Below are 25,997 nucleotides of genomic sequence, written 5' to 3'. Positions count from 1 at the left end.
CTGCCACATTGCGCGCCATCAAGGCCGGGGCGTCGCCCGTGCCGGAACGATACGGGCCAGCCACTAAAATCTGCAGTCCCCTTTTGCGCGGCATCAAGTGCAGCTGCGCATGCTGCAGCAGCATGATGGTCTTGCCGTCGCAGATGCGGCCATCGGCCACCATCCGCAGCGCTTGCGCCAGGGGCAGTTCCAGCACTTCGATGTCTTCCCCTTCGTGCGCCAGGCCGCCGCCGTCGCCGATGCGGCTGGCCGGATCGTATTCGGCAACGAAGAAGTGCAGGCGCTCCGTCACGGAACCGGGGCTCATGAAAGCCTCGAACACTTTATGCACGGCGCCCACCGCATAGCCCGTTTCTTCTTCCACCTCGGCGCGGATGCGCTGTTCCGCGCTGGCCTCTTCCAGCAAGCCGGCGGCCGATTCGATGAGGAAACCGTCGTGGCCTTCGCGGTAGGTGGGAAAGCGGAACTGGCGGATCAAAATCACCGTGCGTTTGACTTTGTTGTAGAGCAAGATGGTGGCCCCATCGCCCCGGTCATAGGTTTCCCGCGTCTGCGTCTGCCACTGTCCATCGCGGCGCAGATAGTCGAACGTGGTTTTCTGCAATAAATACCAGTCGTGCGACAGGGTCTGCACGCCGTGGATGCGGACCCGTTCCTGCTTGCTATTTTCTTCGCGCATAGTGTCTCCTTGTGCTTGTATATGCTTGCCTTTGCCGACTTTATCATGCAAACTCGTGCAATATCAAGAAAATACAAGAAAAATCATGCTAACACATCAACGCAAGCAATACCTGCTGGACTTGCTCCAGCGCGAAGGCCAGATCGTCGCCAAGACCGTCAGCGATAGCCTGGGCTTGTCGGAAGACACGATACGCCGCGACCTGCGCGAACTGGCGAAAGAGGGTTTATTGGAGCGCGTGCACGGCGGCGCCCTGCCCTTGCTGCCCCGTTCGCCCGCTCTGGCGCCGTTCGCGGGGCGTGAACAGCTTTCACTGGAAGCCAAGCCCGCCATCGGCCGTGCGGCGGGCGCCATGATACAAACGGGACAAGTGGTGTTTCTCGATGGCGGCACGACTGCCGTGCAACTGGCGCGCCAGCTGCCGCGGGAGTTGCGCGCCACCATCGTCACGCACAGCCCTTCGATTGCCGTCGAACTGGTGACTCACCCTGGCGTCGAGGTGCTGATGCTGGGCGGGCGCCTGTACAAGCACTCGATCGTGGGTGTCGGCGCGGCCACCGTGGAAGCCATCGGCCGCATCCGCGCCGACCTGTATTTCATGGGCGTGTCCAGCCTGCATCCGCAAGCGGGCATCACCACAGGCGATTATGAAGAAGCGTGCGTGAAACGCGCGCTGAGCGAGGCGTCCAGCCGCACTGTCGTGCTGGCTTCGCCGGAAAAGTTCAATACGGCCTCGCCGTTTCAAATCGTGCCCTTGAGCCAGGTCAACGACATCATCGTGCACCGCGACGTGGAAGACGCCCTGGTCGCGCCCTACCGCGAGATGGGGATCAGCATCACCCTGGCATGAAAAAAGCGGCCCGCAGGCCGCTTTCGCATGACACTTTACTGCGGCCAGCATGACACTTTACTGCGGCCAGATCGCCTGCAGCACGGCGGCCAGACGATAGCCGCCCTCGATCAACTGCTGCTTCGCCAGCGCCGAGCTGGGCACGGGATAATTGTCCGGCACGTTCAAGTTCCAGACGTTGTAGACATCGCCCTTGCGGCTGGTCTGCTGCGTGGCCGGGCCGGCCACCACGTCCGTGAAGGCAATCTTTGACGCCGCCAGCGAGGCATCGGCCCATTGATACGGCCAGGTGGCGGGGTCGCCGCTATTGGCGCTCACCACAGGCGCGCTGGCGATCACGGTACGCGCGAACTGCTGCGGCGTGCGCGTGCTCAGGCGGCGCATGGCGTAATCGACGACGGTCGTGTCCCAATACGAATGCAGGGGCTTGGTGGGCGACTTCGGATACGCGCTGGCCGGCTTGGCGTCCGCGTCTGCCGGCAGCGGCGCAGGAATCACGGCGTCCGACAGCGCCGTCATCTTCGCATCATCGAGCAACAGGTCGTTGCCGCCGCGCGCATTGAAAATGGCGACGTCGTCAATCTGCTCCTGCGTGGCGGGCACGAAGAACTGGCCATCCTTGCCGAGAAACGCATTGCCCACATGCAGGGGCTGGTGGATATCGCCCACCAGGTGCGTGATCAAAATCAAAGCTTCACGCTGGCTGAAACCGTGCGGATTACTGGCCGCATCAGCCTTGCCTTGCAGCACCAGAATCGCCTGCTTGAGCGTCTGCACGATATCGTCGTCGGCCGTGCCCACGCCATGGTCGTGGTAATGCGCGTTCTGGAAGGGCACGTTCGTGTAATGGTATTCGCCATGCTTGGGGTTCGCCGCGACATAGGTCAACATTTCCGGCGATTGCGGGCCGCAATACGTGCCCTTCACGCAGTCGGGCCAGTTGGCGATCTTTTCCAGGCTTTCGCCCGGCAACAGCAATTTCTCCAGCCGCGCCTGCGCCGCGCTGCCCTTGAGCAATTGGTCGGCGATGGCGCCCACGGCGCGGTGACCGTCGTTGCCCCAGGCGAGCACATTGCCGGAGGAGAAAGCCGCGCCCAGCGCCAGCACCGTCAACAGTTTTTTCATGTTCACTCCTTGCCTTGCGGCGCCGCCTTGGCCGGCTTCGGATATTGCTTGTTGATATCGATGGGCTGCGCATACGCCGAACTCCACGTCTGCTCATGCAGCGCGGCAATACGCTGCGCCATGGCATCGTTGCGCAGCACCACTTCCAGGTTGCGCGACAAGTCAAAATAGCCGCCCGCCCAGTTGCTCGTGCCGACCCAGGCCAGCTTGCCGTCGATGCTCATGGTTTTGCTGTGGATCACGCGCGCAAACGGGATGAAGCCCGTCGACGCCGCAGGAATCGTCACGATGCGGATTTCCACGTTCGGCAGCAGGGCCAGGCTTTTCAAGTAAGCGATGGCAGGCGCCTCCGTGTTCCAGGCGGACACCATCAGCTTGATTTTCACGCCACGCTGGGCAGCCGCACGCACGGCGTTGTCGATCACGGCGTAATAAGGCCGCGTGCGGTTCGGGCCGTAGGACAGGGGCGCATAGTCGAGCAGCTGGATGCGCACTTCGCTTTTCGCTTCCGCCAGCAAGGCGGGCAAGCCCGTTTCCGAGTCGCCCACGCCGGCCGGGTTGTAGGCATTCGGGCTGGCCAGCAGGAAGGCGTTTTGCGCGTAGTTGGCCGGCACGACCTTGCTGTTGAGCACCGTGGCGCGGCTGCCTTGCGACGTCAATGCCTGGGCTTGCCAATCCTGCTCGAAAATCGCTTGCACCTGGCTCACCATGCCTGGCTCCGTGATCTTCAAGCCCGTCTCATGGATGTGCTCGAACGAGCGCCAGTCGAAATTCTGGCTGCCGATGTATGCCGCCTGGCCATCGACGGCCAGGTATTTCGCGTGCACGATGCCGTTGCCCGTGATTTTATTGAAATCGATGAGGCGCAAGTCCAGGTTCGGGATCGCCTTGATCTGCGCGATGGTCGCCGCTTCCGACAGGCCCACGCCCTTCTGGTCCAGCAGGAAGCGGATTTTCACGCCGCGCTGGCCCGCGGCCGTCAGGCTCGCCAGCACTTTTTCAAAGGCCGTGCCCGGCTTGCTGACGGCATAGAACTGGGCGATGACGATTTCTTTCTTGGCCGAATCAAACAGCTCGCTCCACACGGTGACGGGCTCGCGCAGGTCGGGATTCGTCAAGCTCGTTTCCACGGGCGAGGTGTGTACGAGCTCAAAGCCGGGAATGGTGAAATCGGCGTGGGCCGTGCCCGCGAACAGGCTGGAGAGAAGAACGGAAACAAATAAACGACGCATGGTTATTCCTTGTAATGTTATTTGACACGCACGATGCGGCCGGCAGCCGTGGCGCTGCCAGCCGGCTTGCCGGCGCGTGCGCGGGCGATCAGGTAATTGCTGAAGGCGTCGATGTCGCGCACGCCCGTGTCCAGCCGGCGCGTGCCGGCCGCCAGCACGGTGAAGCGGTCGCCGCCGCCGGCCAGGAAACTGTTGGCGGCGACACGGTATTGTTGATTATCGTCAATAGGGCTGCCATTCAGCATGATGCTGGCAGCCAACACGCGCTGGCCCTGCGGCTGCGTGCTGTCCCAGCGATAAGTAAAACCTTCGGACACTTGCAGCAGATTGCCCTCGCCGGCCTCTTCGCCCGGCCATTGCTGTTCAAGCAAGGTACGGATTTGCGCGCCGGAAAGACTGACGACGATCAGGGTATTGCCGAACGGCACCACGGCCTGGTTCTGCCCCACGTTCGTCATCAGGTCAGCACCCGCTTCCAGATCCTTGCGGATGCCGCCATTATTCATCAGGCCGATTTGCGCGCCGGCAGCGCGCGCGCCGAACAGGGTACTGTCGGCCACCAGGTCGCCCAGCGGGGAAGCGCCGCCGCCCTTGGTGCTGCGGCCCACGTTCGGCACGGCGATGGCGGCCACGGGGCGCGACAATTCGGCCGCACTGCGCTGCTTGACCGATTCCAGGTAGGCTGCCACGGCAGGGTCCGGCTCATACATGCCTGGCAACATGACGACGTTTTGCGCGCTGGCATCGACAACGGCATTCTTGACGGGATCGACCTTGAGTTTGATGCGCGTCAACATGTGTCCGCCCATCTGCGCCTGCGTCACCAAGCGGCCATCGACACGGCACAAATAACCCTGGTGCGAGTGGCCGCTGATGACCAGCTGAATCGCCGGGTCGAGACGTTTCACGACATCGACCACTTCGCCCTTCAGGTGGCTGCAATCGGGCTGGTCGACGGATTCCTTGGTCTCGCCGCCCTGGTGCAGCAGCACGACGAACACGCCCACGCCCTGCGCGCGCAGTTGCGGCAAGGTGGCGTTGATGGCGTCGGCCTCATCGCCGAATTGCAGGCCAGCAATGCCGGCGGCCGTCACCACGGACGGCGTATCTTTCAGCACGGCGCCGATCAGGCCCACCTTGACGCCATGCGCCTCTTCGATGCGGTAGGCCGGCAGCAGGGGCTTGCCCGTCTGCGTGTCGATGACATTGGCCGCCATATAGGTATAGCTGGCGCCCTTGAAGTCGGGCGTGAACTGGCACGCCTTGTCGGCGCGCGACGATTCGCAGCCACCGCGCTGCTGGCGCAGCAATTCCGCCTTGCCCTGGTCAAATTCATGGTTGCCGACCGAACTGGCCTTCATGCCCAGCATGTTCATGGCAACGATGCTCGGTTCATCGGCCCACAGGGCCGACATGGCGGGGCTGGCGCCGACCAGGTCGCCATTGCCGACAAAAATCAGCTGCGCGTCTTCGCGCCGCCAGGCCGTCAGGGCGCCGGACAAGGTATCGATGCCGCCGGCCTGCACCGTCCTGCGCTCGGCATCGGCGACGCTCGTGTAGGTAAATTTGCTGCGATCAAGGTTGCCGTGAAAATCGTTCAGGGCGACCAGGTTGATATCGACGGGCGCCGCGGGATGGGTGGCGCAACCGGTCATCAACAGGGCAAGCAGGAGCAGACGTGGCAACCTCGATGGAGGCCGGTGGAGGGAAAGGGATGGGATCATGCGGAGACTCCTGGACGGGGCGGCGCCAATGGCAAAGACAGTGAAACATCCTTACCCATAAAAAAACAGGCCCGAAGGCCTGTACTCTTGCTATCTCAGCCTGGTGGAGACAACTCCGCGCCCGCCGTGCAGGGCAGTCACGAAGTTGACAGCCATGCTTAGAAGTCGACGCGCAAGGTGACCGACGCGAAGCGCGGTGCACCCATGTAGTAAGTTGGTGCGCGACCTGCGAACGTACCGGCAGCCGTAACAATATCATTGGCGCCAATACCCGTACCGGAACTTGGGTTGCGATACTCGCGGTTCAACAAATTCGATACGTTCAAGGTCAGCTTAGGATTCTTGAACATGCCGAAAGTTGGCAACTGATATGCCGCATCCAGGTCAACCAGAGTGTACGCTGGTACTTCCTCGTCGTTCACCAGCGTAGCGTATTGCGAGGCGGTGTAACGGGCTTTTACGCGAACATACCAGGCGTTGGTTTCATAAGAGGCGCTCAAGCCGGCTTTCAGCTTAGGCGACAGGGAGAAATTCTTGCCAGCGGTTGGTGCATAACCAACAATGGTTTTGCCATTGACGGTTTTGGCGACCACGGCCAGATCATCTTCCATCTTGGTCTTCAGGTAGCCGAGCGAACCATAAACCGACCAGCCGTTGATCGGTGTGTTGCCGACTTCCAGCTCAATACCTTTGTTACGCACTTTGCCTACGTTGGTCGTCAGGCTGGTCAATGTGTTTGGATCGATTGCGGTTGCCTGGCGATCTTTAAAGTCCGTGTAGAAAGCGGTCAGCGAGGTCGAAATATCCTTGGTTTGATGACGGTAGCCAACGTCCAGGCTCCACGACACTTCAGGCTTGACGTCCTTGACGATGGTGGCAACACCATTCGTCACAGTCACGTACGGCGGATTGTTCGGTGCCAGCACGAAGTTGTTCGGCGCACGCATGTTCTTCGCCAGGCTGGCAAAGATCTGGTCGTCGTTGGTAACACGGTAACGCGCGCCCAATTGTGGCAACACATCCGAGTACGTCTTCGACACGTTGTACGTGGTTTGCGAATTGCTACCTTCGCTGGCGTTATTGGTGAAATCACGCTTGATGTATGGAGCGCGCACACCGATGTTAATGTTCAGCTTGTTGTCCATCAATGTGATGGTATCTTGCAAGAACGCCTGGTAAGCAGTGCTGATCGTCTCCCAATCGCGGTTTTGATACAAGGTGCCGTCCGGACGGGTAATCAGGTTGTTGCGCAGCCAGATATCCGGTGCGGAGCCATCTGCATTGACCAATTGGCCTGGTGCCGTTTGACGGTGATTCGCACGCTCGTACCAGATGCCACCCAGGATCTGGTGATCGCCCACGTTATACGTGATCGAAGTCGTAACGCCAGGACGATGAGTACGGGTCAGACTGCCGCGATAGATCGATACGGTGTCGAGGCTGTCGCCGTCGCCGTTCACATCCTTGCTGGCGGCGATCTTGCCGGTGACAGGATTGAGGAAGCCGCCGGCTTCTTTCAGCGTATTTTGCTGCACGCCGCCAGTGCCGAAACCATACCAGTAGTAAGGCACGACTTTCAGATCCAGATCTTCGGCCAGACGGAATTTACCGATCGCCGATGCGATGACGTTCTCGAATGGGTTCAGGGCCAGCTTGTAGTAAGCGGCTGGCTGGCCGGTGCCTGCTTGAGGACCGGAAGCGCTTGCCTTGCCCGGGCTGAGTGCAGCCTGGCCAGCATAAGTGGAGCTGTAGTCAGCGTCGTAACCTTCGGTGGCCAGCTCTTTCAGCGTAAGCGAGCGGAAGTTGTTATTAATCGCGCGGTTATAACCGATAGAAGCGTGAATGTAATTGAAACGGTTCCAGTCGTAATTGAAGCCAACGTCAACGTGAGTACGATCGGCTTTGCCCTTGCCTTTCCATTTATCCGCTTGCGCATTCGACACCGACATGAATGCCTTCGCTTTGTCATTGGCAAAACGGCCGGTATCGATACGCACATACGACTTTGCCAGATTCAACTGGCCCAGAGTTTGCATGACGCGTACACGGAATTTATCTTCTGGATCGCAGGTAGTAATACCAAAGTTACCACCGGTTGCACCCACTTGTGGAGAATCAACGTCGGTCGAGCCTTGGGTCACAAATTGCGAGCAGGTGTTTTCCTGGTCTACATATTCTTGTGGAAATACAGCGAAGTTACCGGAGTCATTCACTGGCACGCCATTCACCGTCGCGCCGATCTGGTCGCTGTTGAAACCGCGCATGGCCAAGCCGCCACCAAACAGACCAGTCGCATCGTAGCCATAGGTGTTCACCGATGGCAACAGAGTCAGGGCATCGTATGCATTGCCGGTTGGACGCTGCTTTGCCAACTCCTCGGCCGTCACGGTACTGCGTGCCTTTGGCGCATCTTCCTGCACCATCAAGCCCATACCAACTTTTTTCCCGGTAACGGTCACCGTCGATGGCGATACCGTGCCTTCTGCACTTTGCGCATGCGCAGTGGAGATGCCGAAGCAAGCCAGTTGACATGCCACTGCGATCATACTTAGTCGCAATTTTGGTTGTTGAATGAACTGCATTTGAACCCCCTAGAGTGTGTGTAACTTACAAGATTTTGACTTGCTTATATTGTGGTGAAACACGGAAACTATCCAACTAGACACGGCAGTATAAAGATCGAATATTTCAAATCCGTTACACGGATATGACCGCAATGTGACAGGAGCCGCTAGACATCCTGAATTGTCACAAAAGCGATAGCAAAAATGACTTATTCGATTCTTCGCCGTCCAACTATGCATTAAGGTCTGTAGGCTGACAAATACGTTTTTTTTTAATAATTTATATATAAAAAATATAAATCACCGCTGGAAGCCGCATTTTTTGTATCAACCGAGCAAGCTCACCTCATCGGGGCGAAATTATAGATGAGCGGCAAGACTTGGAAATTGTTTCAGAAAATAATTGCAAGAAAGCACTACCAGCGCGTCATTTTGTGTCGTAAAGGCACAACAAAAAGGCTAAAAAGAGGGTTTTGTAACTATGAAGAACAGGAGGTTACGCGACCGCTAGTTGCGGTCGCGTGACAGGCAGGAGAGGTGAAATACTTTTACGGTTTTACAACAGTTGCTTTACGATCACTATTTGCGATCAAGGCTTCGAAACGGGTAAAGCGGGCATCGAGTGCTTTCAATAAACGTTGCTTGTCCGCTTCCGCCAGGAACGAGTACCGCAAGCTGTTATACGACAGCTTTTTGATTTCCGCATAATCGGTCTTGTACTGGCTGGCAAACAGCACGTATTCATTCGACAGGGTATTGCGCGAGACGCCCGCGTCATCGGTGGAGATGACGAAGGGCACGCCATATTTGCGGTACAGGGTGATCGGATGAGCCTGGCCCTTGATGCCGAGGATGTAATCGTTGCTGGTCAAATTCACTTCCACGGGAATATTACGTTCGCGCATCTTCTGCATGGTCGCCAGCGCATTGTGCTCGTAGGCGATATCCATGCCGTGGCCGATACGGTCGGCGCCCGCCACGTCGACGGCTTCGGCGATATGGAAAGCCATGCCTTCCGGCGGCACCATGCCCAGCGCCAGTTCACCGGCGTGCAAGGCGATCTTGACGTTCGGATATTTTGCCTTGAGGAACTTGAACATTTCCATGTGCAGGCTGTAATCGCGCATCGACACGTTCACACTTTCCTGACCCACGATGTTCACGCCCACCAGCAAGGGATTCAGGCTCGCTGCCTTGAACGCAGCCACCATCGAGGAGAAAACTTGCGATGGCGACAGGAAACGCAACACATACGCCTGGTAACGCATGGTGAAATTGGCGTCATCGATGCCGGTGCTGCTGGCGTTGACGTTGTCGTTATACGCGGTGATGCTTTTCTGGAAGCCGGCATCCTGCTCCAGGCTGGCTGTCCACTTGGCCAGTACGGCTTGCAACGCTGCCGGCGGCAAGCCCGGCGCCAGCACTTGCTGGTCGAACTGCGCGTTTTGCACGAATGGCGACAGCTCGAAAATCGTTTCGATATAGCTGAGGTTTTCCGCGATGGCGCGCTGCTTCAGGGTTTTCAAGCCGTCGGCCGTGTTCGTGGATGCCACGGGGCCGAAATAGCCAAAGGTATCAAAGAAGGTACGGTCGGGCGGCGTCTGGATGGCGCCGTGATTATAGAAATCCTTGGTCGACCAGCGCTGCAGCAATTCCGCATACAGGCCCGCATCGGCAAACACTTCCGTGGACGACAGGCATCCACGCTGCGCAGCCGGCTTGGCGCGCTCGGCCGCCACGACGTCCTTGTTGCTTTCGATGCGATATGTTGTCTTGTTGACGCAATAGTTTTCCTTGTCGACCCAGTCGAGGAATTGTTCGGCGTAAATGGCACCCGAGTAATGGTGATGCAGATCACCGCCCTTGGGCATCATGGAAAAGAACAGGCTCAACTCGGCTGTCTTCGGCTGCGCACCGGCAACCAACGCTGCAAAATGGCGCGCGGTGGCCGCTTCGTTGGACGACGGGGCGGCCTGCGCCGTTCCGGTCAAGGCCAGCGCGACGCCAAGCGCCAGGCCAGTGAGTTTCTTGTGCATTCGCGTTCTCGCTCAGGATAATTCGTGTTGAACTACGGATAGGTCAGCCCTGCCCCCGCACATGCACGCATCGGCCGCCTGAATAGGTGGCGGCCACGGCGCGGTCGTCGCCCAGCAGCGCAAAGGCAAACAGCAATTCCTCCAGGCTTTGACAGCCGGCCGTGCGGCGTTCGAGCAGCGGCGTCGATTGCTTGTCGAGCACAATAAAATCCGCTTCCGTGCCTGCCGCGAAATTGCCCAAGGTGCCTTCCAGTTGCATGGCCCGTGCAGCGCCCAGAGTCGCCAGGTAAAACATGCGCAAGGCGGGCAGATAGCTGCCTTTCAAGCGTGCTACTTTATAGGCTTCGTTCATTGTTTGCAACATCGAGAACGAGGTGCCGCCCCCCACGTCGGTGGCCAGCGACAGCAGCACCCGCGCCGCATCGGCCCGCTCGAAATCAAACAGGCCGCTGCCCAGGAACAGGTTTGATGTAGGACAAATGGCGGCCGCCGAGGACGTTTCCGCCATGCGCGCGCGGTCGCGCTCGTCGAGCCAGATGCAGTGGCCGAACATGGCGCGCGGACGCAGCATGCCGTACTGGTCATACACATCGAGGTAGCTGCGCGCCTGCGGATGCAATTCGCGCACCCAGCGGCATTCATCCGCGTTTTCCGACACGTGCGTCTGCAGATACGTATCCGGATAGGCGCGCGCCAGCTCGCCCGCCAGGTGCATCTGTTCATTGGTGGAGGTCGGCACGAAACGGGGCGTGATCGCATACAGCGAACGGCCGTGCTTGTGCCAGCGCTGGATCAGCTCTTCGCTTTCGCGCGCGCCCGACTCGGCCGTGTCGCGCAGGAACTCGGGGCAATTGCGGTCCATCATGACCTTGCCCGCCACCATGCGCAAGCCGCGCGCCTCGCTGGCGCCAAAGAAGGCATCGACCGATTGCGGATGCACGCTGCCATACACCATGGCCGTCGTGGTGCCGCAGCGCAGCAGTTCATCGAGGAAAAACTCGGCCACATTGCGCGCATGTTGAGGATCCTCAAACGCGCGTTCGGTAGGAAACGTGTACGTTTCCAGCCACGGCAGCAGGCCCGGCGCGGGCGAGGCGATCATTTCCGTCTGCGGAAAATGCAGGTGGGTATCGATAAACCCGGGCACGATCAGCTTGCCCCGGTAATCGACGATGTCGCTGCCAGGCGGCAAGGTCGCCAGCAGCTGCGCGTAGTCGCCTGCCGCCACGACCTTGCCGTCGGCCACGATCAGCAAGCCATCCGCATGCCAGGCATGCGCCTCCTCGCTAAAGGCGGGATCGGCGTGGAAGTGCAGCAAGCTGGCACGGTAAGCTTGCAATGTAGCAGGAACAATCGGCATGACTTCTTTCTATAAGGGGTGAATGGCGGCGCGTTTCTCGCGTCGCGGTGGCGCACTGGCAGAGGCCAGCCGCAGCGGTGCGGCCAAGGCGGCCGCGGCCGCTTCCTCCCACACCATGAGTAGTTGACAGGCAACGGAAGCGGCGATCACGGCCGGCGCCTTGTTGCGGATGCCGGGCATGCCGATCGGACACACCATGGCGGCGATGCGCTCGTCCGGCACGCCGTGCGCCTGCAGGCGGTGCTCGAACTGCTTGCGTTTCGTGTGCGAACCGATCAAGCCGAACCAGCCCGCATCCTCGCGCTCCATGATGGCTTGCGTCAAGCGCTGATCGAGCGCATGGCTATGCGTCATGACGAGAAAACTGCCGCCCGGCGGCGCCATGGCGACAAATTCCTCGGGCGTATCGGTGGCGGCGATGCGTACGTTATCTGGTAGTTGCGCGGGAAACATGTCTTCGCGTTCATCCACCCAGGTGATATTGCAGGGCAGGTGGGCCAGCGCGCGCACGATGGCGGCACCCACATGGCCGGCGCCGAACAGGGTCAGATGGGCGCGCGGTGCCAGGCAGGGATCGACCAGCCAGCGCCGACCCTTGCCATCCTGCGCCACATGGGTACTGCGTTCGCGCGAAAACGTGTCGGGCGCCTGTGCGCCTGTGCCGGCGATCAAGCGACCGGCAACATCGAACAATGCCGACGCGGCTTCACCGTCGAGCGCCGTCAAACGCCAGCTGTCCTGCTGGCGGCGTTCGCGCAAGGCGGCCAGCAATGCTTTCAGGCTGGCATCGACATATTCGAATGCCAGATGGACGACGCCACCGCAGCATTGTCCCAGGCTGGGGCCGAGCGCAAAACGCTCGAGCCGCGCATGGGTCTCGCCCGTGGCCAGCATGGTCTTGGCGATTTCCACGGCGCGCAATTCCAGGTGGCCGCCGCCGATGGTGTCAATTTGACCATCGAAGCTGACGCGCATCTTCGCGCCCGCCTCGCGCGGCCCGGAACCTTCCACCAGGGCAACCGTCACCAGCACGGATGCCTGCGTGTCGTTCTCCATCGCTGTCAGCCAGTCGCTCATGCTCTGCTCCTAGGCGCCGGCATGCACCGCTTGCACGGCCATGACTGCCTTGAGGATTTCCTCGCTGGTGGCGGGAGCATTCAGCGGTGGCTGCACGGCGTGATGGCCCACGCTGGAAATGGCGTCGCGGATGGCGAAGAACACGGAAAACGGCAACAGCAACGGCGGTTCGCCCACGGCCTTGGAACGGTGGATGCTGTCTTCCACGTTGCGATTCTGAAACAATTTCACACGAAAATCTTCCGGGCAATCGGAAACGCCAGGAATTTTGTACGTCGATGGCGCGTGCGTCATCAGCTTGCCCGCCGCATTCCACCACAGCTGCTCCGTCGTCAGCCAGCCCATGCCCTGGATAAATGCCCCCTCCACTTGACCCAGATCAATCGCGGGATTCAACGACTGGCCCGCATCGTACAAGGCGTCCGCACGCAGCAATTTCCATTCGCCCGTCAGGGTATCGACCACCACTTCGGCCACAGCCGCGCCATACGCGTAATACGAAAACGGATGCCCCGTCATCGTCTTCGCATCCCACGACAGGCCGGGCGTGGCATAGAAACCGTCCGACCACAGTTGTACGCGGGCCAGATAAGCCTTCTGCACCAGCTCGGCAAACGCGACGACATGGCCATGCACGTGGATATGGTTATCGAAGAAGCGCACAGCAGCAACGTCGCCGCCGTACAGTTTGACCGCGTAATCGGCCAGGCGTTCACGGATCTGGCGTGCCGCGTCCTGCGCCGCCTTGCCGTTCAGGTCGGCGCCGGTGGACGCCGCCGTGGCCGACGTGTTCGCCACCTTGCTGGTATCGGTGGCCGTGGCGCGCACTTTATTTAGATCCAGGCCCAGCTCGTGCGCCACCACCTGCATGACCTTGGTATTGATGCCCTGCCCCATTTCCGTGCCGCCATGGTTGACCAGCACGGAGCCATCCACGTACACGTGCACGAGGGCACCGGCCTGGTTCAGATGCGTGACGTTGAAGGCGATGCCGAATTTCAAGGGCGTGAAGGCCAGGCCCTTCTTCAGGATAGGGCTGGCCTCGTTGAAGGCATCGATGGCGCGGCGGCGCGCGCGGTAATCGCTGCTCTCTTCCAGTTCGGCAACGAGTTCATGGATGACGTTGTCGACGATCTTCTGGCCATATGGCGTGACGTTGCGCCCTTCTCCATCGTTGCGCCCATAGAAATTGAGCAGGCGGATATCGAGCGCATCGCGTTGCAAGTGGCGGGCGATTTCATCGATGACATACTCGATGGCAATGGCGCCCTGCGGCCCGCCAAAGCCCCGGAATGCCGTGTTCGACTGGGTATTCGTCTTGCCGCAGGCGGCGCGGATGTCCACGTCGGACAGGTAATATGTGTTGTCAAAGTGGCAGACGGCGCGCGTGGCGACGGGACCGGACAAGTCGGCCGAATAGCCGGCGCGCGTGGTCATGTCGACCTTGGCGGCAAGGATGCGGCCATCGTCGTCGTAGCCCACTTCGTACTCATAGTAAAAACAGTGGCGCTTGCCCGTCACCAGCATGTCGTCGTCGCGGTCGGCACGCAATTTCACGGGACGCTTCAGTTTGGCCGCCGCAATCGACGCCGCCGCCGCCCACAGGGCCGATTGCGATTCCTTGCCGCCGAAGCCGCCGCCCATGCGCTGGCATTCGACCGTGATGTTGTGCGAATGCACGCCCAGGGCATGCGCCACCACATGCTGCATCTCGCTCGGATGCTGGGTCGAACACAGCACCAGCATGCCCTGCGCTTCCTTCGGGATGGCGTAGGAAATCTGTCCTTCCAGATAAAACTGTTCCTGGCCGCCCACATACAGCTGGCCCTTGACCACATGCGGCGCGCCTTCGAACGCTGCCTGGTAGTTGCCGCGCGTCAGCTGCATCGGCGGCAGCACGTACGATTGCGCGGCCTTGGCCGCTTGCGGCGTCATGATCGCGGGCAATTCCTCATATGACACTTGCGCCAGGCGGGCGGCGCGGCGCGCATGGTCATGCGTATTGGCCACGACGATGAAAATGGGCTGGCCCACGTATTGCACCAGATCAAAAGCCAGGATGGGATCGTCATGGATGATGGGACCGCAATCGTTGGTGCCGGGAATGTCCTGCGCCGTGTAGACGGCGACAACACCGGCAGCGGCGCGCACGGCAGATAAATCCATGGCCGTGATGCGCGCGTGCGGCTTTTGCGACAGGCCCAGCGCCGCGTGCAAGGTGCCTTGCAATTCGGCGATATCGTCCGTGTAGGTGGCTTGCCCCAGCACATGCAATTGCGCCGATTCATGAGGGCTGGGCTTGCCCACGGCGCTCCAGGCGGCCGCTTGCAGTTCGGGCGTGGCAGGATGGTTCATGCTGGTCCTTTCAGGCGCGGCAAGCGTAGGCGTTGACGGCCGTGCGCAACAGCGGCGCAGCGGGGCGGGTTTCCAGCCAGAAGCGGCGCAACAGGTTTTGCGCCGTCGTCATGCGGTAGGTATTCGACGCGCGCATGTCCGACAAGGGCGCGTAATCGTCGGCCAGCAAGCGCATGGCGACGAGCAGGTTCTCTTCCGTCCACGCCTGTCCCCGCAAAAATGCTTCCGTTTGCGCGGCGCGCTGCGGCGTGGCCGCCATGCCGCCAAAGGCGATGCGCGCATCGACGATGCGTTCGCCATCGAGTCGGAAAGCGAACCCGGCGCACACGGCCGAAATATCCTGGTCGAAGCGTTTCGCCAGTTTATAGGTGCGAAATTGCACACCGGCACGTGGCAAGGGCACACGCACGGCTTCGACGAATTCGCCTGGCTGCAAATCTTTCTTTTGGTACCCCAGATAGAAGTTTTCCAGCGGCATGATCCGTTGGCCGGCGGGGCCACGCAGCACGATCTCGCTGCCCAACGCAATCAGCCACGGCATCGAATCGCCGATCGGCGAACCATTGGCCACATTGCCGCCCAAAGTACCCGCGTTACGAATCGGCAAGGATGCAAAGCGCTGCCACAGTTCCGACAATTCTTCCGGATAATGCCCGCACAGCGCCCCGTAAGCATCGTTCAGACTGGCGCCGGCGCCGATGTGCAGCTTGCCGTCGTCCACGGCGATGGTTTTCAGCGCCGCGACGTGGCCCAGATAAATAATGTCGCCCAGGTCGCGCAATTGCTTGGTCACCCACAAACCCACGTCCGTGGAACCGGCCAGCAGGCACGCTTGCGGCTTTTCCGCGCGCAACGCCACCAGTTCATCGATGCTGCGCGGCGCGTGGAAGTGCTGGCCGCCATGTTCATACGTATGCAGGCTGCCGCGCTGCAGCGCCTGCAATTGCCCCCTCAAGGCATCGCGATCGAACGTGACGTGCGGCAACTCCCCCATGCGCCTAGCCGCATCGATGATGGGCCGGTAACCGGTGCAGCGGCACAGATTGCCCGACAGGGTGTCGTCGATTTCGCAGCGCGTGGGCGTCTCGCCGTTTTTTTTCAGATACATGCCCCATAAGGACATGACGAAGCCGGGCGTGCAAAAACCGCACTGGGATCCGTGGCACTCGACCATCGCCTGCTGCACCGGGTGCAGGGCGCCGTCGGGCTGCTGCAAGTCTTCCACGGAAAACAGGGCCTTGCCATCGAGGGTGGGCGTGAGCTGGATGCAGGCGTTGACGGCCTTCATCTCGACCTGGCCATCGACCAGGCTGCCGATGACGACGGTGCAGGCGCCGCAATCGCCTTCGGCGCAGCCTTCCTTGGTGCCCGTGCAATGCAAATCCTCGCGCAGGTGCTGCAACACAGTCTGCGTAGGGGCGGCGTTGCGTACTTCCTGTACGGCACCACGGTAATAAAAGCGGATCGGTTCTGACATGCTGGCCTCGGTATAGTCCCAGTATAGGAGATTAACACCGGCATATGGGACAACTATATGCAAAGACTGATTTTACTTATCATCCAATATCAATATCCATCAAGCAGCATAGGGATGCGTCGCATGCCAGTGTTCGGCGATATCGATGCGGCGCGTGATCCACACCTGCTCATGGCCCTGCACATAATCGAGAAAGCGCGCCAGCGCCGCGGCCCGTCCCGGACGTCCCACCAGGCGGCAATGCAAGCCCACCGACAACATCTTCGGCTGATTCAAGCCGTTCGGATCGCCTTCCGCATACAGCACATCGAAGGCATCCTTCAGATAATCGAAAAACTGCGTGCCCGAATTAAAGCCTTGCATGGCGGCAAAGCGCATGTCGTTCGTGTCCAGGGTGTAAGGCACGATTAGCTGCGGCTGCACGGACGGCATGCCGGCGGCGTCCGTGTACGCCACTTTCTCCCAGAATGGCAGATCGTCGCCATAGTAATCGGCGTCGTAGCGGAAACCGCCATGCTCGACCACCAGTTTGCGCGTATTGGGCGAATCGCGCCCCGTGTACCAGCCTTGCGGGGCGGAACCCGTCAATTCGCGAATGATCTGCACGGCTTCGCGCATGTGTTCGCGCTCCGTTGCTTCATCCATGTTTTGGTAGGAAATCCAGCGCAAGCCGTGACAGGCAATTTCATGCCCCAGTTGCTGGAACGCGGCCACCGCCTCCGGATTGCGTTTCAAGGCCATCGATACGCCGAATACGGTCAGCGGCAGGCGCCGCTCCTCGAACATGCGCAGCAAACGCCATAATCCGGCACGCGAGCCGTATTCGTAGATCGACTCCATGCTCAGGTGGCGCGCGGGAAAAGCCGCCGCACCGATCATTTCCGATAAAAACGTTTCCGAGGCGGGATCGCCATGCAGCACGCTGTTTTCCGCCCCTTCCTCGTAATTGAGGACGAATTGCAGGGCAATGCGGGCCTTGCCCGGCCATTGCGGATGCGGTGGCGTGCGGCCATAGCCGATCAAGTCGCGTGGATAATCTTCGTAATTGTTCATGCGGAAGCGCGCCTATAGGAGGACAATGTTGGCTATATGCCCAATCATATAGCCAGGCGCAGTCACCGGTATATGATTTGCACGATAAGCACATTCACTCACCCTATATACAGGATAGCAAATGGGAAAACTCAGCACGCATGTACTCGATATCGCCCACGGCAGGCCGGGAGCCGGCGTCAAGGTGGCCCTGTTTTCAGTCGCGCCGGAAGGAAAAGTGCTATTGAAGATGGATATGACCAATAGCGATGGCCGCTGCAGCACGCCCTTGCTGGAAGGCGAGAGCATGAAAGCTGGTCAATATGAACTGGTATTCAATGCAGGCGACTATTTCGCCGCCCAGGGAGTGGAACTGCCTTCGCCCCGCTTCATCGATCTGGTCACGCTGTCCTTCGGCATTGCGCATACGGACGAAAATTACCACGTGCCGCTGGTGGTGTCGCCGTGGTCGTATTCGACTTATCGCGGGAGTTAAGCGACGTTACATGACAAAGGCAGCGCGCAGCGCTGCTTTTTTTATTCGGAATTACCCCAACGGCGAAATACCGGGGTCAGACCCTCAGGGTCTGACCCCAGCCTTCGTTTGGGGTCACCATCACAAACCGCCAGACGAAAAAAAACCCGCCAATTGCTTGACGGGTTTTTCTCTTACTGCGAATAACAAGCCTGACGATAACCTACTTTCACACTGGTTGCAGCACTATCATCGGCGCAAAGTTGTTTCACGGTCCTGTTCGGGATGGGAAGGGGTGGGACCAACTTGCTATGGTCATCAGGCATAACTTGTACCGGCATTTGTCTCCTGTAGGACGACAAAGCCATGAATCTGGAAGAAGTAGGATTATGTATTGAGGTATTACTTGGGTAATGATTGCGATCAACATTCACGCAACATGTACTTTCTTATCCTCTGTACCTGCTAAGGTTATAGGGACAAGCCGTACGGGCAATTAGTACTGGTTAGCTTAATGCATTACTGCACTTCCACACCCAGCCTATCAACGTCCTGGTCTCGAACGACCCTTCAAAGAGCTCAAGGCTCTGGGAAATCTCATCTCAAGGCAAGTTTCCCGCTTAGATGCTTTCAGCGGTTATCTCTTCCGAACTTAGCTACCCGGCAATGCCACTGGCGTGACAACCGGTACACCAGAGGTTCGTCCACTCCGGTCCTCTCGTACTAGGAGCAGCCCCCTTCAAATTTCCAACGCCCACGGCAGATAGGGACCAAACTGTCTCACGACGTTTTAAACCCAGCTCACGTACCACTTTAAATGGCGAACAGCCATACCCTTGGGACCGGCTACAGCCCCAGGATGTGATGAGCCGACATCGAGGTGCCAAACTCCCCCGTCGATATGAACTCTTGGGAGGAATCAGCCTGTTATCCCCAGAGTACCTTTTATCCGTTGAGCGATGGCCCTTCCATACAGAACCACCGGATCACTATGTCCTACTTTCGTACCTGCTCGACTTGTCAGTCTCGCAGTTAAGCACGCTTATGCCATTGCACTATCAACACGATGTCCGACCGTATCTAGCGTACCTTCGAACTCCTCCGTTACACTTTAGGAGGAGACCGCCCCAGTCAAACTGCCTACCATGCACTGTCCCCGATCCGGATAACGGACCAAGGTTAGAACCTCAAACAAACCAGGGTGGTATTTCAAGGTTGGCTCCACGAGAACTAGCGTCCCCGCTTCAAAGCCTCCCACCTATCCTACACAGATTGGTTCAAAGTCCAATGCAAAGCTACAGTAAAGGTTCATGGGGTCTTTCCGTCTAGCCGCGGGTAGATTGCATCATCACAAACATTTCAACTTCGCTGAGTCTCGGGAGGAGACAGTGTGGCCATCGTTACGCCATTCGTGCAGGTCGGAACTTACCCGACAAGGAATTTCGCTACCTTAGGACCGTTATAGTTACGGCCGCCGTTTACTGGGACTTCAATCAAGAGCTTGCACCCCATCATTTAATCTTCCAGCACCGGGCAGGCGTCACACCCTATACGTCCACTTTCGTGTTTGCAGAGTGCTGTGTTTTTATTAAACAGTCGCAGCCACCAGTTTATTGCAACCCTTTCACCCTCATGGAGTAAACCATTCAAGCTACCGGGGCGTACCTTTTCCCGAAGTTACGGTACCAATTTGCCGAGTTCCTTCTCCCGAGTTCTCTCAAGCGCCTTAGAATACTCATCTCGCCCACCTGTGTCGGTTTGCGGTACGGTCTCGTATGACTGAAGCTTAGAGGCTTTTCTTGGAACCACTTCCGATTGCTTCGTGAACAAGTTCACTCGTCCCATCCCCTTGAATTCCGCGCCCGGATTTGCCTAAGCGCCTTCTATGAGACAGAAACTGACTATTCCAACAGTCAGACAACCTTCCGCGATCCGTCCCCCCATCGCATCATACGACGGTGCAGGAATATTAACCTGCTTCCCATCAGCTACGCATCTCTGCCTCGCCTTAGGGGCCGACTCACCCTGCTCCGATGAACGTTGAACAGGAAACCTTGGGCTTACGGCGTGGAGGCTTTTCACCCCCATTATCGCTACTCATGTCAGCATTCGCACTTCTGATACCTCCAGCATCCTTTACAAGACACCTTCGCAGGCTTACAGAACGCTCTCCTACCATATATATTGCTATATATCCGCAGCTTCGGTGACTGGCTTAGCCCCGTTACATCTTCCGCGCAGGACGACTCGATCAGTGAGCTATTACGCTTTCTTTAAATGATGGCTGCTTCTAAGCCAACATCCTGACTGTTTTAGCCTTCCCACTTCGTTTTCCACTTAGCCAATCTTTGGGACCTTAGCTGGCGGTCTGGGTTGTTTCCCTCTTGACGCCGGACGTTAGCACCCGACGTCTGTCTCCCAAGCTCGCACTCATCGGTATTCGGAGTTTGCAATGGTTTGGTAAGTCGCAATGACCCCCTAGCCATAACAGTGCTCTACCCCCGATGGTGATACTTGAGGCACTACCTAAATAGTTTTCGGAGAGAACCAGCTATTTCCAAGTTTGTTTAGCCTTTCACCCCTACCCACAGCTCATCCCCTAATTTTTCAACATTAGTGGGTTCGGACCTCCAGGGCGTGTTACCGCACCTTCATCCTGGCCATGAGTAGATCACTTGGTTTCGGGTCTACACCCAGCGACTGATCGCCCTATTCGGACTCGATTTCTCTACGGCTTCCCTATTCGGTTAACCTTGCCACTGAATGTAAGTCGCTGACCCATTATACAAAAGGTACGCAGTCACGGAACAAGTCCGCTCCTACTGTTTGTATGCACACGGTTTCAGGATCTATTTCACTCCCCTTCCGGGGTTCTTTTCGCCTTTCCCTCACGGTACTGGTTCACTATCGGTCGATTACGAGTATTTAGCCTTGGAGGATGGTCCCCCCATATTCAGACAGGATGTCACGTGTCCCGCCCTACTTGTCGTACGCTTAGTACCACCGGTCCGATTTCACATACGGGGCTATCACCCACTATGGCTCCTATTTCCAGAGGATTCTGTTATCGGTCCGACTATCACGTACAGGCTCTTCCCATTTCGCTCGCCGCTACTTTGGGAATCTCGGTTGATTTCTTTTCCTGCAGCTACTTAGATGTTTCAGTTCGCCGCGTTCGCCTTGCATACCTATGTATTCAGTATGCAATACCCTAAAAGGGTGGGTTGCCCCATTCGGAAATCTGCGGATCAAAGTGTGTTTGCTCACTCCCCGCAGCTTATCGCAAGCTACTACGTCCTTCATCGCCTGTAATCGCCAAGGCATCCACCATGTGCACTTATTCGCTTGTCCCTATAACGTTAGCCTCTTCATTCTTTCAAACGAAAAGAGCGCTACAGGGATAAGAAAGTACAACGTTGTTGCTTGTTTGTTGATACATACAATCATTACCCATCGATTCGCTTTTTACGGCAAACCGATCAATAAATAATCTTTACTTCTTCCAGATTGTTAAAGAACGAAACAGCTTTGATCGCTAAAAGATCAAACCTAAACCTGACGGCTTACGTTTGCACTTTCAAAGTATTGGTGGAGGATGACGGGATCGAACCGACGACCCCCTGCTTGCAAAGCAGGTGCTCTCCCAGCTGAGCTAATCCCCCTGAGATTTTACTAATTAGCTGGTAGGGCTGGTTGGACTCGAACCAACGACCCCCGCGTTATCAACACGGTGCTCTAACCAGCTGAGCTACAGCCCCAACGCGGTGCTACTACGACTACTGTTTCTTCTCTTACTAACAGCCGATAAGTGTGAACATTTGATGCGTGAACCATTTACATGATTCGTGCAAACTCTAGAAAGGAGGTGATCCAGCCGCACCTTCCGATACGGCTACCTTGTTACGACTTCACCCCAGTCACGAATCCTACCGTGGTAAGCGCCCTCCTTACGGTTAAGCTACCTACTTCTGGTAAAACCCGCTCCCATGGTGTGACGGGCGGTGTGTACAAGACCCGGGAACGTATTCACCGCGACATGCTGATCCGCGATTACTAGCGATTCCAACTTCATGCAGTCGAGTTGCAGACTACAATCCGGACTACGATACACTTTCTGCGATTAGCTCCCCCTCGCGGGTTGGCGGCGCTCTGTATGTACCATTGTATGACGTGTGAAGCCCTACCCATAAGGGCCATGAGGACTTGACGTCATCCCCACCTTCCTCCGGTTTGTCACCGGCAGTCTCATTAGAGTGCCCTTTCGTAGCAACTAATGACAAGGGTTGCGCTCGTTGCGGGACTTAACCCAACATCTCACGACACGAGCTGACGACAGCCATGCAGCACCTGTGTACTGGTTCTCTTTCGAGCACTCCCCAATCTCTCGGGGATTCCAGCCATGTCAAGGGTAGGTAAGGTTTTTCGCGTTGCATCGAATTAATCCACATCATCCACCGCTTGTGCGGGTCCCCGTCAATTCCTTTGAGTTTTAATCTTGCGACCGTACTCCCCAGGCGGTCTACTTCACGCGTTAGCTGCGTTACCAAGTCAATTAAGACCCGACAACTAGTAGACATCGTTTAGGGCGTGGACTACCAGGGTATCTAATCCTGTTTGCTCCCCACGCTTTCGTGCATGAGCGTCAATCTTGACCCAGGGGGCTGCCTTCGCCATCGGTGTTCCTCCACATATCTACGCATTTCACTGCTACACGTGGAATTCTACCCCCCTCTGCCAGATTCTAGCCTTGCAGTCTCCAATGCAATTCCCAGGTTGAGCCCGGGGATTTCACATCAGACTTACAAAACCGCCTGCGCACGCTTTACGCCCAGTAATTCCGATTAACGCTTGCACCCTACGTATTACCGCGGCTGCTGGCACGTAGTTAGCCGGTGCTTATTCTTCAGGTACCGTCATTAGTAAAGGATATTAGCCTTCACCGTTTCTTCCCTGACAAAAGAGCTTTACAACCCGAAGGCCTTCTTCACTCACGCGGCATTGCTGGATCAGGCTTTCGCCCATTGTCCAAAATTCCCCACTGCTGCCTCCCGTAGGAGTCTGGACCGTGTCTCAGTTCCAGTGTGGCTGGTCGTCCTCTCAGACCAGCTACTGATCGATGCCTTGGTAGGCTTTTACCCTACCAACTAGCTAATCAGATATCGGCCGCTCCACGAGCATGAGGTCTTGCGATCCCCCACTTTCATCCGTAGATCGTATGCGGTATTAGCGTAACTTTCGCTACGTTATCCCCCACTCCAGGGTACGTTCCGATATATTACTCACCCGTTCGCCACTCGCCACCAGAGCAAGCTCCGTGCTGCCGTTCGACTTGCATGTGTAAGGCATGCCGCCAGCGTTCAATCTGAGCCAGGATCAAACTCTTCAGTTTAATCTCTGTTACTTTGCCATTTTATTGGCACCGTCTTGCGACGGGTCGCTCACTCAAAAAACTGACAGGCTACTTCCGAAGAAGTATCCTATTTCATTATTTCTTGTGAACATTTGATATATTTTAAGTATTACGCCAATCCGAAGATTGACGCTGCACTTACATCAAATGTCCACACTTATCGACTGTTAATTGTTAAAGAACTGTATTCGGTACTGCTTTCGCGCTATCGACAAAGCGTTGTGTTTGTCAGCTGCGAAGAAGGAAGAGTATGAAGCAATTTGCTACGTCCGTCAACCCCGTTTTTCAGCGCATTGCGCTTAAAAACTTTTCTCGCTTCACACTGCATTTGCATGCATCGTTCAGCGAGGGGGCGAATTATAGCCCTGCCCCGCGCAGCCCGCAAGCGCTATTTTTTGCGCCAGATCAAAGGCGATAGGCCTGGCACCGCAATTGCTTATATGAACACATGCACCAACCACCGAGGGGAGCAACTCTGGGCCTGGCAGCAACACTGGGGATAGCCCGGTTCGCTTTGCTTTGCTCCCATCTGTGACAGGTGCTACATTATGGAACACTCTCGATATTCAAAAGAGCGCCGCAGTACAGGGCCCAACGGAGGCAACGAGATCATGTATCAACCGTCAGCTACTTACCGTAGCGCACCGTTTTCGTCCATCGCGGACGCGAACATTTTGCCGGCAGGACAGGACAACGTCCCCGTCATCATCGAAACGTCCCATCAGCGTTCCGTCGCCTTTGGCCTGTCGCCCACGGCCACGCCCGACTTTACGCCGGCCGGCAAGTCCGATCTGTCCTTGCTGATCGAGCAAAACCGCATGCTGCACACGCACGCGCTGCCGGCCATGGAAACCCTGTACCAGCAAATCGTCAACACGCACAACATGGTGATTCTCACGGATGCCAACGGCGTGATCGTGCATTCGCTGGGCGACGATGATTTCCTGGAGAAAGCCAACCGCGTCGCCCTGCAGCCGGGCGTGGCGTGGTCGGAACAAAGCCGCGGCACGAATGCCATCGGCACGGCCATCACGGAAAAAGTACCAACCCTCGTCCATGCGGACCAGCATTACCTGGCCGCAAATCATTTCCTGACGTGCTCCGCGGCCCCAATCACCGACCACCGGGGCAATGTCATCGGCGTGCTGGACGTGTCCAGCGACCAGCGCAGCTTTCACAAGCATACGATGGCCCTCGTGCGCATGTCGGCGCTGATGATCGAAAACCAGCTGTTTTCCGCCACCTTCGAAGACGCCATCACCGTGCACTTCCACGCGCGTCCCGAATTCATCGGCACCTTGATGGAAGGCATCGCCTCGTTCACGCCGGGCGGACGGTTTTTATCGGCAAACAAGAATGGTTTGTTCCAGCTGGGCCTGTCATTTGCCGCGCTGCAATCACATACCTTCAGCTCCCTGTTCGGCTTGCCCGTGTCCGCCCTCTATGACCATTACCGCACGGCCGCCCCCGGTTTGCTGAACCTGTGCATGCACAGCGGCGTGCGCGTGTATGGGCGCGCGCAGTTGCGCCTGTCCAATAGCGTCTTCCAGCACGGCTTTACTGCCAGCACCGACCATAGCGATATCAACGCCGTGCCGGCACAGATTCCCGCGTCCGCCAGCCATGCGGCCAACGCGGCGCGGCGCCTGTCCGGCTTGCGCTACCTGCGCACGGGCGATCCGCAACTGGAACTGGTCATCGAAAAGGTCAACAAGGTGCTGGGGCGCGACATCCCCATCCTCGTCATGGGCGAAACGGGCACCGGCAAGGAATTGCTCGCGCAAGCCATCCACAACGACTCGCCGCGGGCCATGGGACCGTTTATTGCCGTCAACTGCGCTTCCATCCCGGAAACCCTGATCGAGTCCGAACTGTTCGGCTATGAAGACGGCGCCTTTACGGGCGCGCGCAAGAAAGGCGCGATCGGCAAAATCCTGCAAGCCAATGGCGGCACCCTGTTCCTCGATGAAATCGGCGACATGCCTTTCGGCTTGCAGGCGCGGCTGTTGCGCGTGTTGCAGGAACGCATGGTCACTCCCTTGGGCAGCAGCAAATCCATCACCGTCAACGTGGAACTCATTTGCGCCACGAATCACAACTTGCGCGAACGCATGGCCAAGGGACTGTTTCGCGAAGACTTGTATTACCGCCTGAATGGCCTGGTGGTAAAACTGCCGCCGCTGCGCGAGCGCACGGACCTAGACACGGTCGTGAAAAAAATCCTCGCAACGGAAGCGCCCGATACGCGCTACACGGTGGCGCCGGACATCCTGCGCATGTTCCACCAACATAAATGGCCAGGCAATTTCCGCCAGCTGACCAATCTGCTGCGCACGGCCATCGTCATGGCGGGCGACGAGCATGAAATCTGTTTGCGCCACATGCCCGATGATTTCCTCGACGATATTGAGATGACGCAAGCGACTGCCGCCAGCGCCAGCACGGACCGCATGATCGCCGCCGGCGCCAACCTGGAAGAGATGGAGCAAAGCGTGATCCTCAAGTCGCTCGATGCCCACGGCGGCAACGTCTCGGCCACGGCGCGGGCCCTGGGCGTATCGCGCAACACGATCTATCGCAAGGTGCCGCATCTGAAATAGC

The 25,997-nt window shown here is 57.9% G+C and carries 13 protein-coding genes, 2 tRNA genes, 3 rRNA genes and 1 pseudogene; 3 read left to right on the top strand and 16 right to left on the bottom strand.

The genetic code is table 11. From position 1 onward, the window contains the following. Positions 1-94: 94 nt before the first annotated feature. Positions 95-679 (bottom strand): annotated as a pseudogene (locus tag BZG29_RS28415) (NUDIX domain-containing protein); the annotation flags it as partial. 85 nt (positions 680-764) lie between these two features. Here BZG29_RS28415 and BZG29_RS06005 point away from each other — a divergent pair. Then, complete coding sequence (locus BZG29_RS06005) at positions 765-1,529, top strand: DeoR/GlpR family DNA-binding transcription regulator (protein ID WP_077400014.1); 765 nt, start codon at positions 765-767, stop codon at positions 1,527-1,529. 57 nt (positions 1,530-1,586) lie between these two features. Here BZG29_RS06005 and BZG29_RS06000 read toward each other — a convergent pair whose 3' ends face one another. The 10 genes from BZG29_RS06000 to puuE all read right to left on the bottom strand — a co-directional run bounded on the left by BZG29_RS06000 (position 1,587) and on the right by puuE (position 17,532). Next, the gene (locus BZG29_RS06000; RefSeq protein ID WP_077400011.1) at positions 1,587-2,654 is read right to left on the bottom strand and encodes a S1/P1 nuclease; all 1,068 of its coding nucleotides are present in this window, start codon (positions 2,652-2,654) and stop codon (positions 1,587-1,589) included. 2 nt (positions 2,655-2,656) lie between these two features. Next, a complete protein-coding gene (locus BZG29_RS05995; protein ID WP_077400008.1) occupies positions 2,657-3,886 on the bottom strand; it encodes a phospholipase D-like domain-containing protein in 1,230 nt (409 codons plus the stop codon). A 17-nt stretch (positions 3,887-3,903) separates the two neighbouring features. Further along, on the bottom strand, positions 3,904-5,571 hold the full coding sequence (locus BZG29_RS05990; RefSeq protein WP_253192796.1) for a bifunctional metallophosphatase/5'-nucleotidase: 1,668 nt from the start codon (positions 5,569-5,571) through the stop codon (positions 3,904-3,906). Between the two features lie 197 nt (positions 5,572-5,768). Continuing rightward, positions 5,769-8,192, bottom strand: coding sequence for a TonB-dependent receptor (locus tag BZG29_RS05985; protein ID WP_077400005.1), 2,424 nt, complete (start codon positions 8,190-8,192; stop codon positions 5,769-5,771). 530 nt (positions 8,193-8,722) lie between these two features. Then, entirely contained in the window at positions 8,723-10,210 is a 1,488-nt protein-coding gene (locus BZG29_RS05980; RefSeq protein WP_077400002.1) for an adenosine deaminase, read from the bottom strand. A 43-nt stretch (positions 10,211-10,253) separates the two neighbouring features. After that, positions 10,254-11,570, bottom strand: coding sequence for a guanine deaminase (guaD, locus tag BZG29_RS05975; RefSeq protein ID WP_077399999.1), 1,317 nt, complete (start codon positions 11,568-11,570; stop codon positions 10,254-10,256). Between the two features lie 9 nt (positions 11,571-11,579). Continuing rightward, positions 11,580-12,647 (bottom strand): xanthine dehydrogenase accessory protein XdhC, encoded by a 1,068-nt coding sequence (gene xdhC / locus BZG29_RS05970; RefSeq protein WP_077399996.1) that lies wholly within the window; start codon positions 12,645-12,647, stop codon positions 11,580-11,582. A 9-nt stretch (positions 12,648-12,656) separates the two neighbouring features. Then, entirely contained in the window at positions 12,657-15,002 is a 2,346-nt protein-coding gene (gene xdhB / locus BZG29_RS05965) for a xanthine dehydrogenase molybdopterin binding subunit (RefSeq protein WP_077399993.1), read from the bottom strand. A gap of 10 nt (positions 15,003-15,012) precedes the next feature. After that, positions 15,013-16,479: a xanthine dehydrogenase small subunit gene (xdhA, locus tag BZG29_RS05960; protein WP_077399990.1), complete on the bottom strand. Its 1,467-nt coding sequence runs from the start codon at positions 16,477-16,479 to the stop codon at positions 15,013-15,015. A 99-nt stretch (positions 16,480-16,578) separates the two neighbouring features. Further along, complete coding sequence (gene puuE / locus BZG29_RS05955) at positions 16,579-17,532, bottom strand: allantoinase PuuE (protein WP_077399987.1); 954 nt, start codon at positions 17,530-17,532, stop codon at positions 16,579-16,581. Positions 17,533-17,653: 121 nt separating this feature from the next. Between puuE and uraH the strand changes: the two genes are divergently transcribed. After that, positions 17,654-18,007: a hydroxyisourate hydrolase gene (gene uraH / locus BZG29_RS05950; protein WP_077399984.1), complete on the top strand. Its 354-nt coding sequence runs from the start codon at positions 17,654-17,656 to the stop codon at positions 18,005-18,007. 189 nt (positions 18,008-18,196) lie between these two features. On the opposite strand, the gene rrf is transcribed toward uraH, so the two are convergent. The 5 genes from rrf to BZG29_RS05925 all read right to left on the bottom strand — a co-directional run bounded on the left by rrf (position 18,197) and on the right by BZG29_RS05925 (position 23,375). After that, positions 18,197-18,309 (bottom strand): 5S ribosomal RNA (gene rrf / locus BZG29_RS05945). A gap of 152 nt (positions 18,310-18,461) precedes the next feature. Continuing rightward, positions 18,462-21,337, bottom strand: a 23S ribosomal RNA gene (locus BZG29_RS05940). A 235-nt stretch (positions 21,338-21,572) separates the two neighbouring features. Beyond that, positions 21,573-21,648, bottom strand: a tRNA-Ala gene (locus BZG29_RS05935). Between the two features lie 19 nt (positions 21,649-21,667). Then, a tRNA-Ile gene (locus tag BZG29_RS05930) sits at positions 21,668-21,744 on the bottom strand. 100 nt (positions 21,745-21,844) lie between these two features. Then, a 16S ribosomal RNA gene (locus tag BZG29_RS05925) occupies positions 21,845-23,375 on the bottom strand. The 16S, 23S and 5S rRNA genes sit together here with 2 tRNA genes alongside, the layout of an rRNA operon. 632 nt (positions 23,376-24,007) lie before the next feature. Here BZG29_RS05925 and BZG29_RS05920 point away from each other — a divergent pair. Beyond that, on the top strand, positions 24,008-25,996 hold the full coding sequence (locus BZG29_RS05920; protein WP_253192795.1) for a sigma-54-dependent Fis family transcriptional regulator: 1,989 nt from the start codon (positions 24,008-24,010) through the stop codon (positions 25,994-25,996). The last annotated feature ends 1 nt before the right edge of the window (position 25,997 follow it).

It is taken from the genome of Janthinobacterium sp. LM6, assembly GCF_002002885.1.
GTDB lineage: Bacteria > Pseudomonadota > Gammaproteobacteria > Burkholderiales > Burkholderiaceae_D > Janthinobacterium > Janthinobacterium kumbetense.
The sequence above is the reverse complement of the archived record's forward strand: the minus strand, read 5'-3'. Positions and strand labels throughout refer to the sequence as shown.

What these genes read in the sequence shown, in the direction of transcription:
- puuE (WP_077399987.1), bottom strand. Translation starts at nt 17,532, where the DNA reads ATGAACAATTACGAAGATTATCCACGCGACTTGATCGGCTATGGCCGC.
- BZG29_RS06000 (WP_077400011.1), bottom strand. Translation starts at nt 2,654, where the DNA reads ATGAAAAAACTGTTGACGGTGCTGGCGCTGGGCGCGGCTTTCTCCTCC.
- BZG29_RS05995 (WP_077400008.1), bottom strand. Translation starts at nt 3,886, where the DNA reads ATGCGTCGTTTATTTGTTTCCGTTCTTCTCTCCAGCCTGTTCGCGGGC.
- BZG29_RS05980 (WP_077400002.1), bottom strand. Translation starts at nt 10,210, where the DNA reads ATGCACAAGAAACTCACTGGCCTGGCGCTTGGCGTCGCGCTGGCCTTG.
- BZG29_RS05985 (WP_077400005.1), bottom strand. Translation starts at nt 8,192, where the DNA reads ATGCAGTTCATTCAACAACCAAAATTGCGACTAAGTATGATCGCAGTG.
- xdhA (WP_077399990.1), bottom strand. Translation starts at nt 16,479, where the DNA reads ATGTCAGAACCGATCCGCTTTTATTACCGTGGTGCCGTACAGGAAGTA.
- guaD (WP_077399999.1), bottom strand. Translation starts at nt 11,570, where the DNA reads ATGCCGATTGTTCCTGCTACATTGCAAGCTTACCGTGCCAGCTTGCTG.
- uraH (WP_077399984.1), top strand. Translation starts at nt 17,654, where the DNA reads ATGGGAAAACTCAGCACGCATGTACTCGATATCGCCCACGGCAGGCCG.
- BZG29_RS05920 (WP_253192795.1), top strand. Translation starts at nt 24,008, where the DNA reads ATGTATCAACCGTCAGCTACTTACCGTAGCGCACCGTTTTCGTCCATC.
- BZG29_RS06005 (WP_077400014.1), top strand. Translation starts at nt 765, where the DNA reads ATGCTAACACATCAACGCAAGCAATACCTGCTGGACTTGCTCCAGCGC.
- xdhC (WP_077399996.1), bottom strand. Translation starts at nt 12,647, where the DNA reads ATGAGCGACTGGCTGACAGCGATGGAGAACGACACGCAGGCATCCGTG.
- xdhB (WP_077399993.1), bottom strand. Translation starts at nt 15,002, where the DNA reads ATGAACCATCCTGCCACGCCCGAACTGCAAGCGGCCGCCTGGAGCGCC.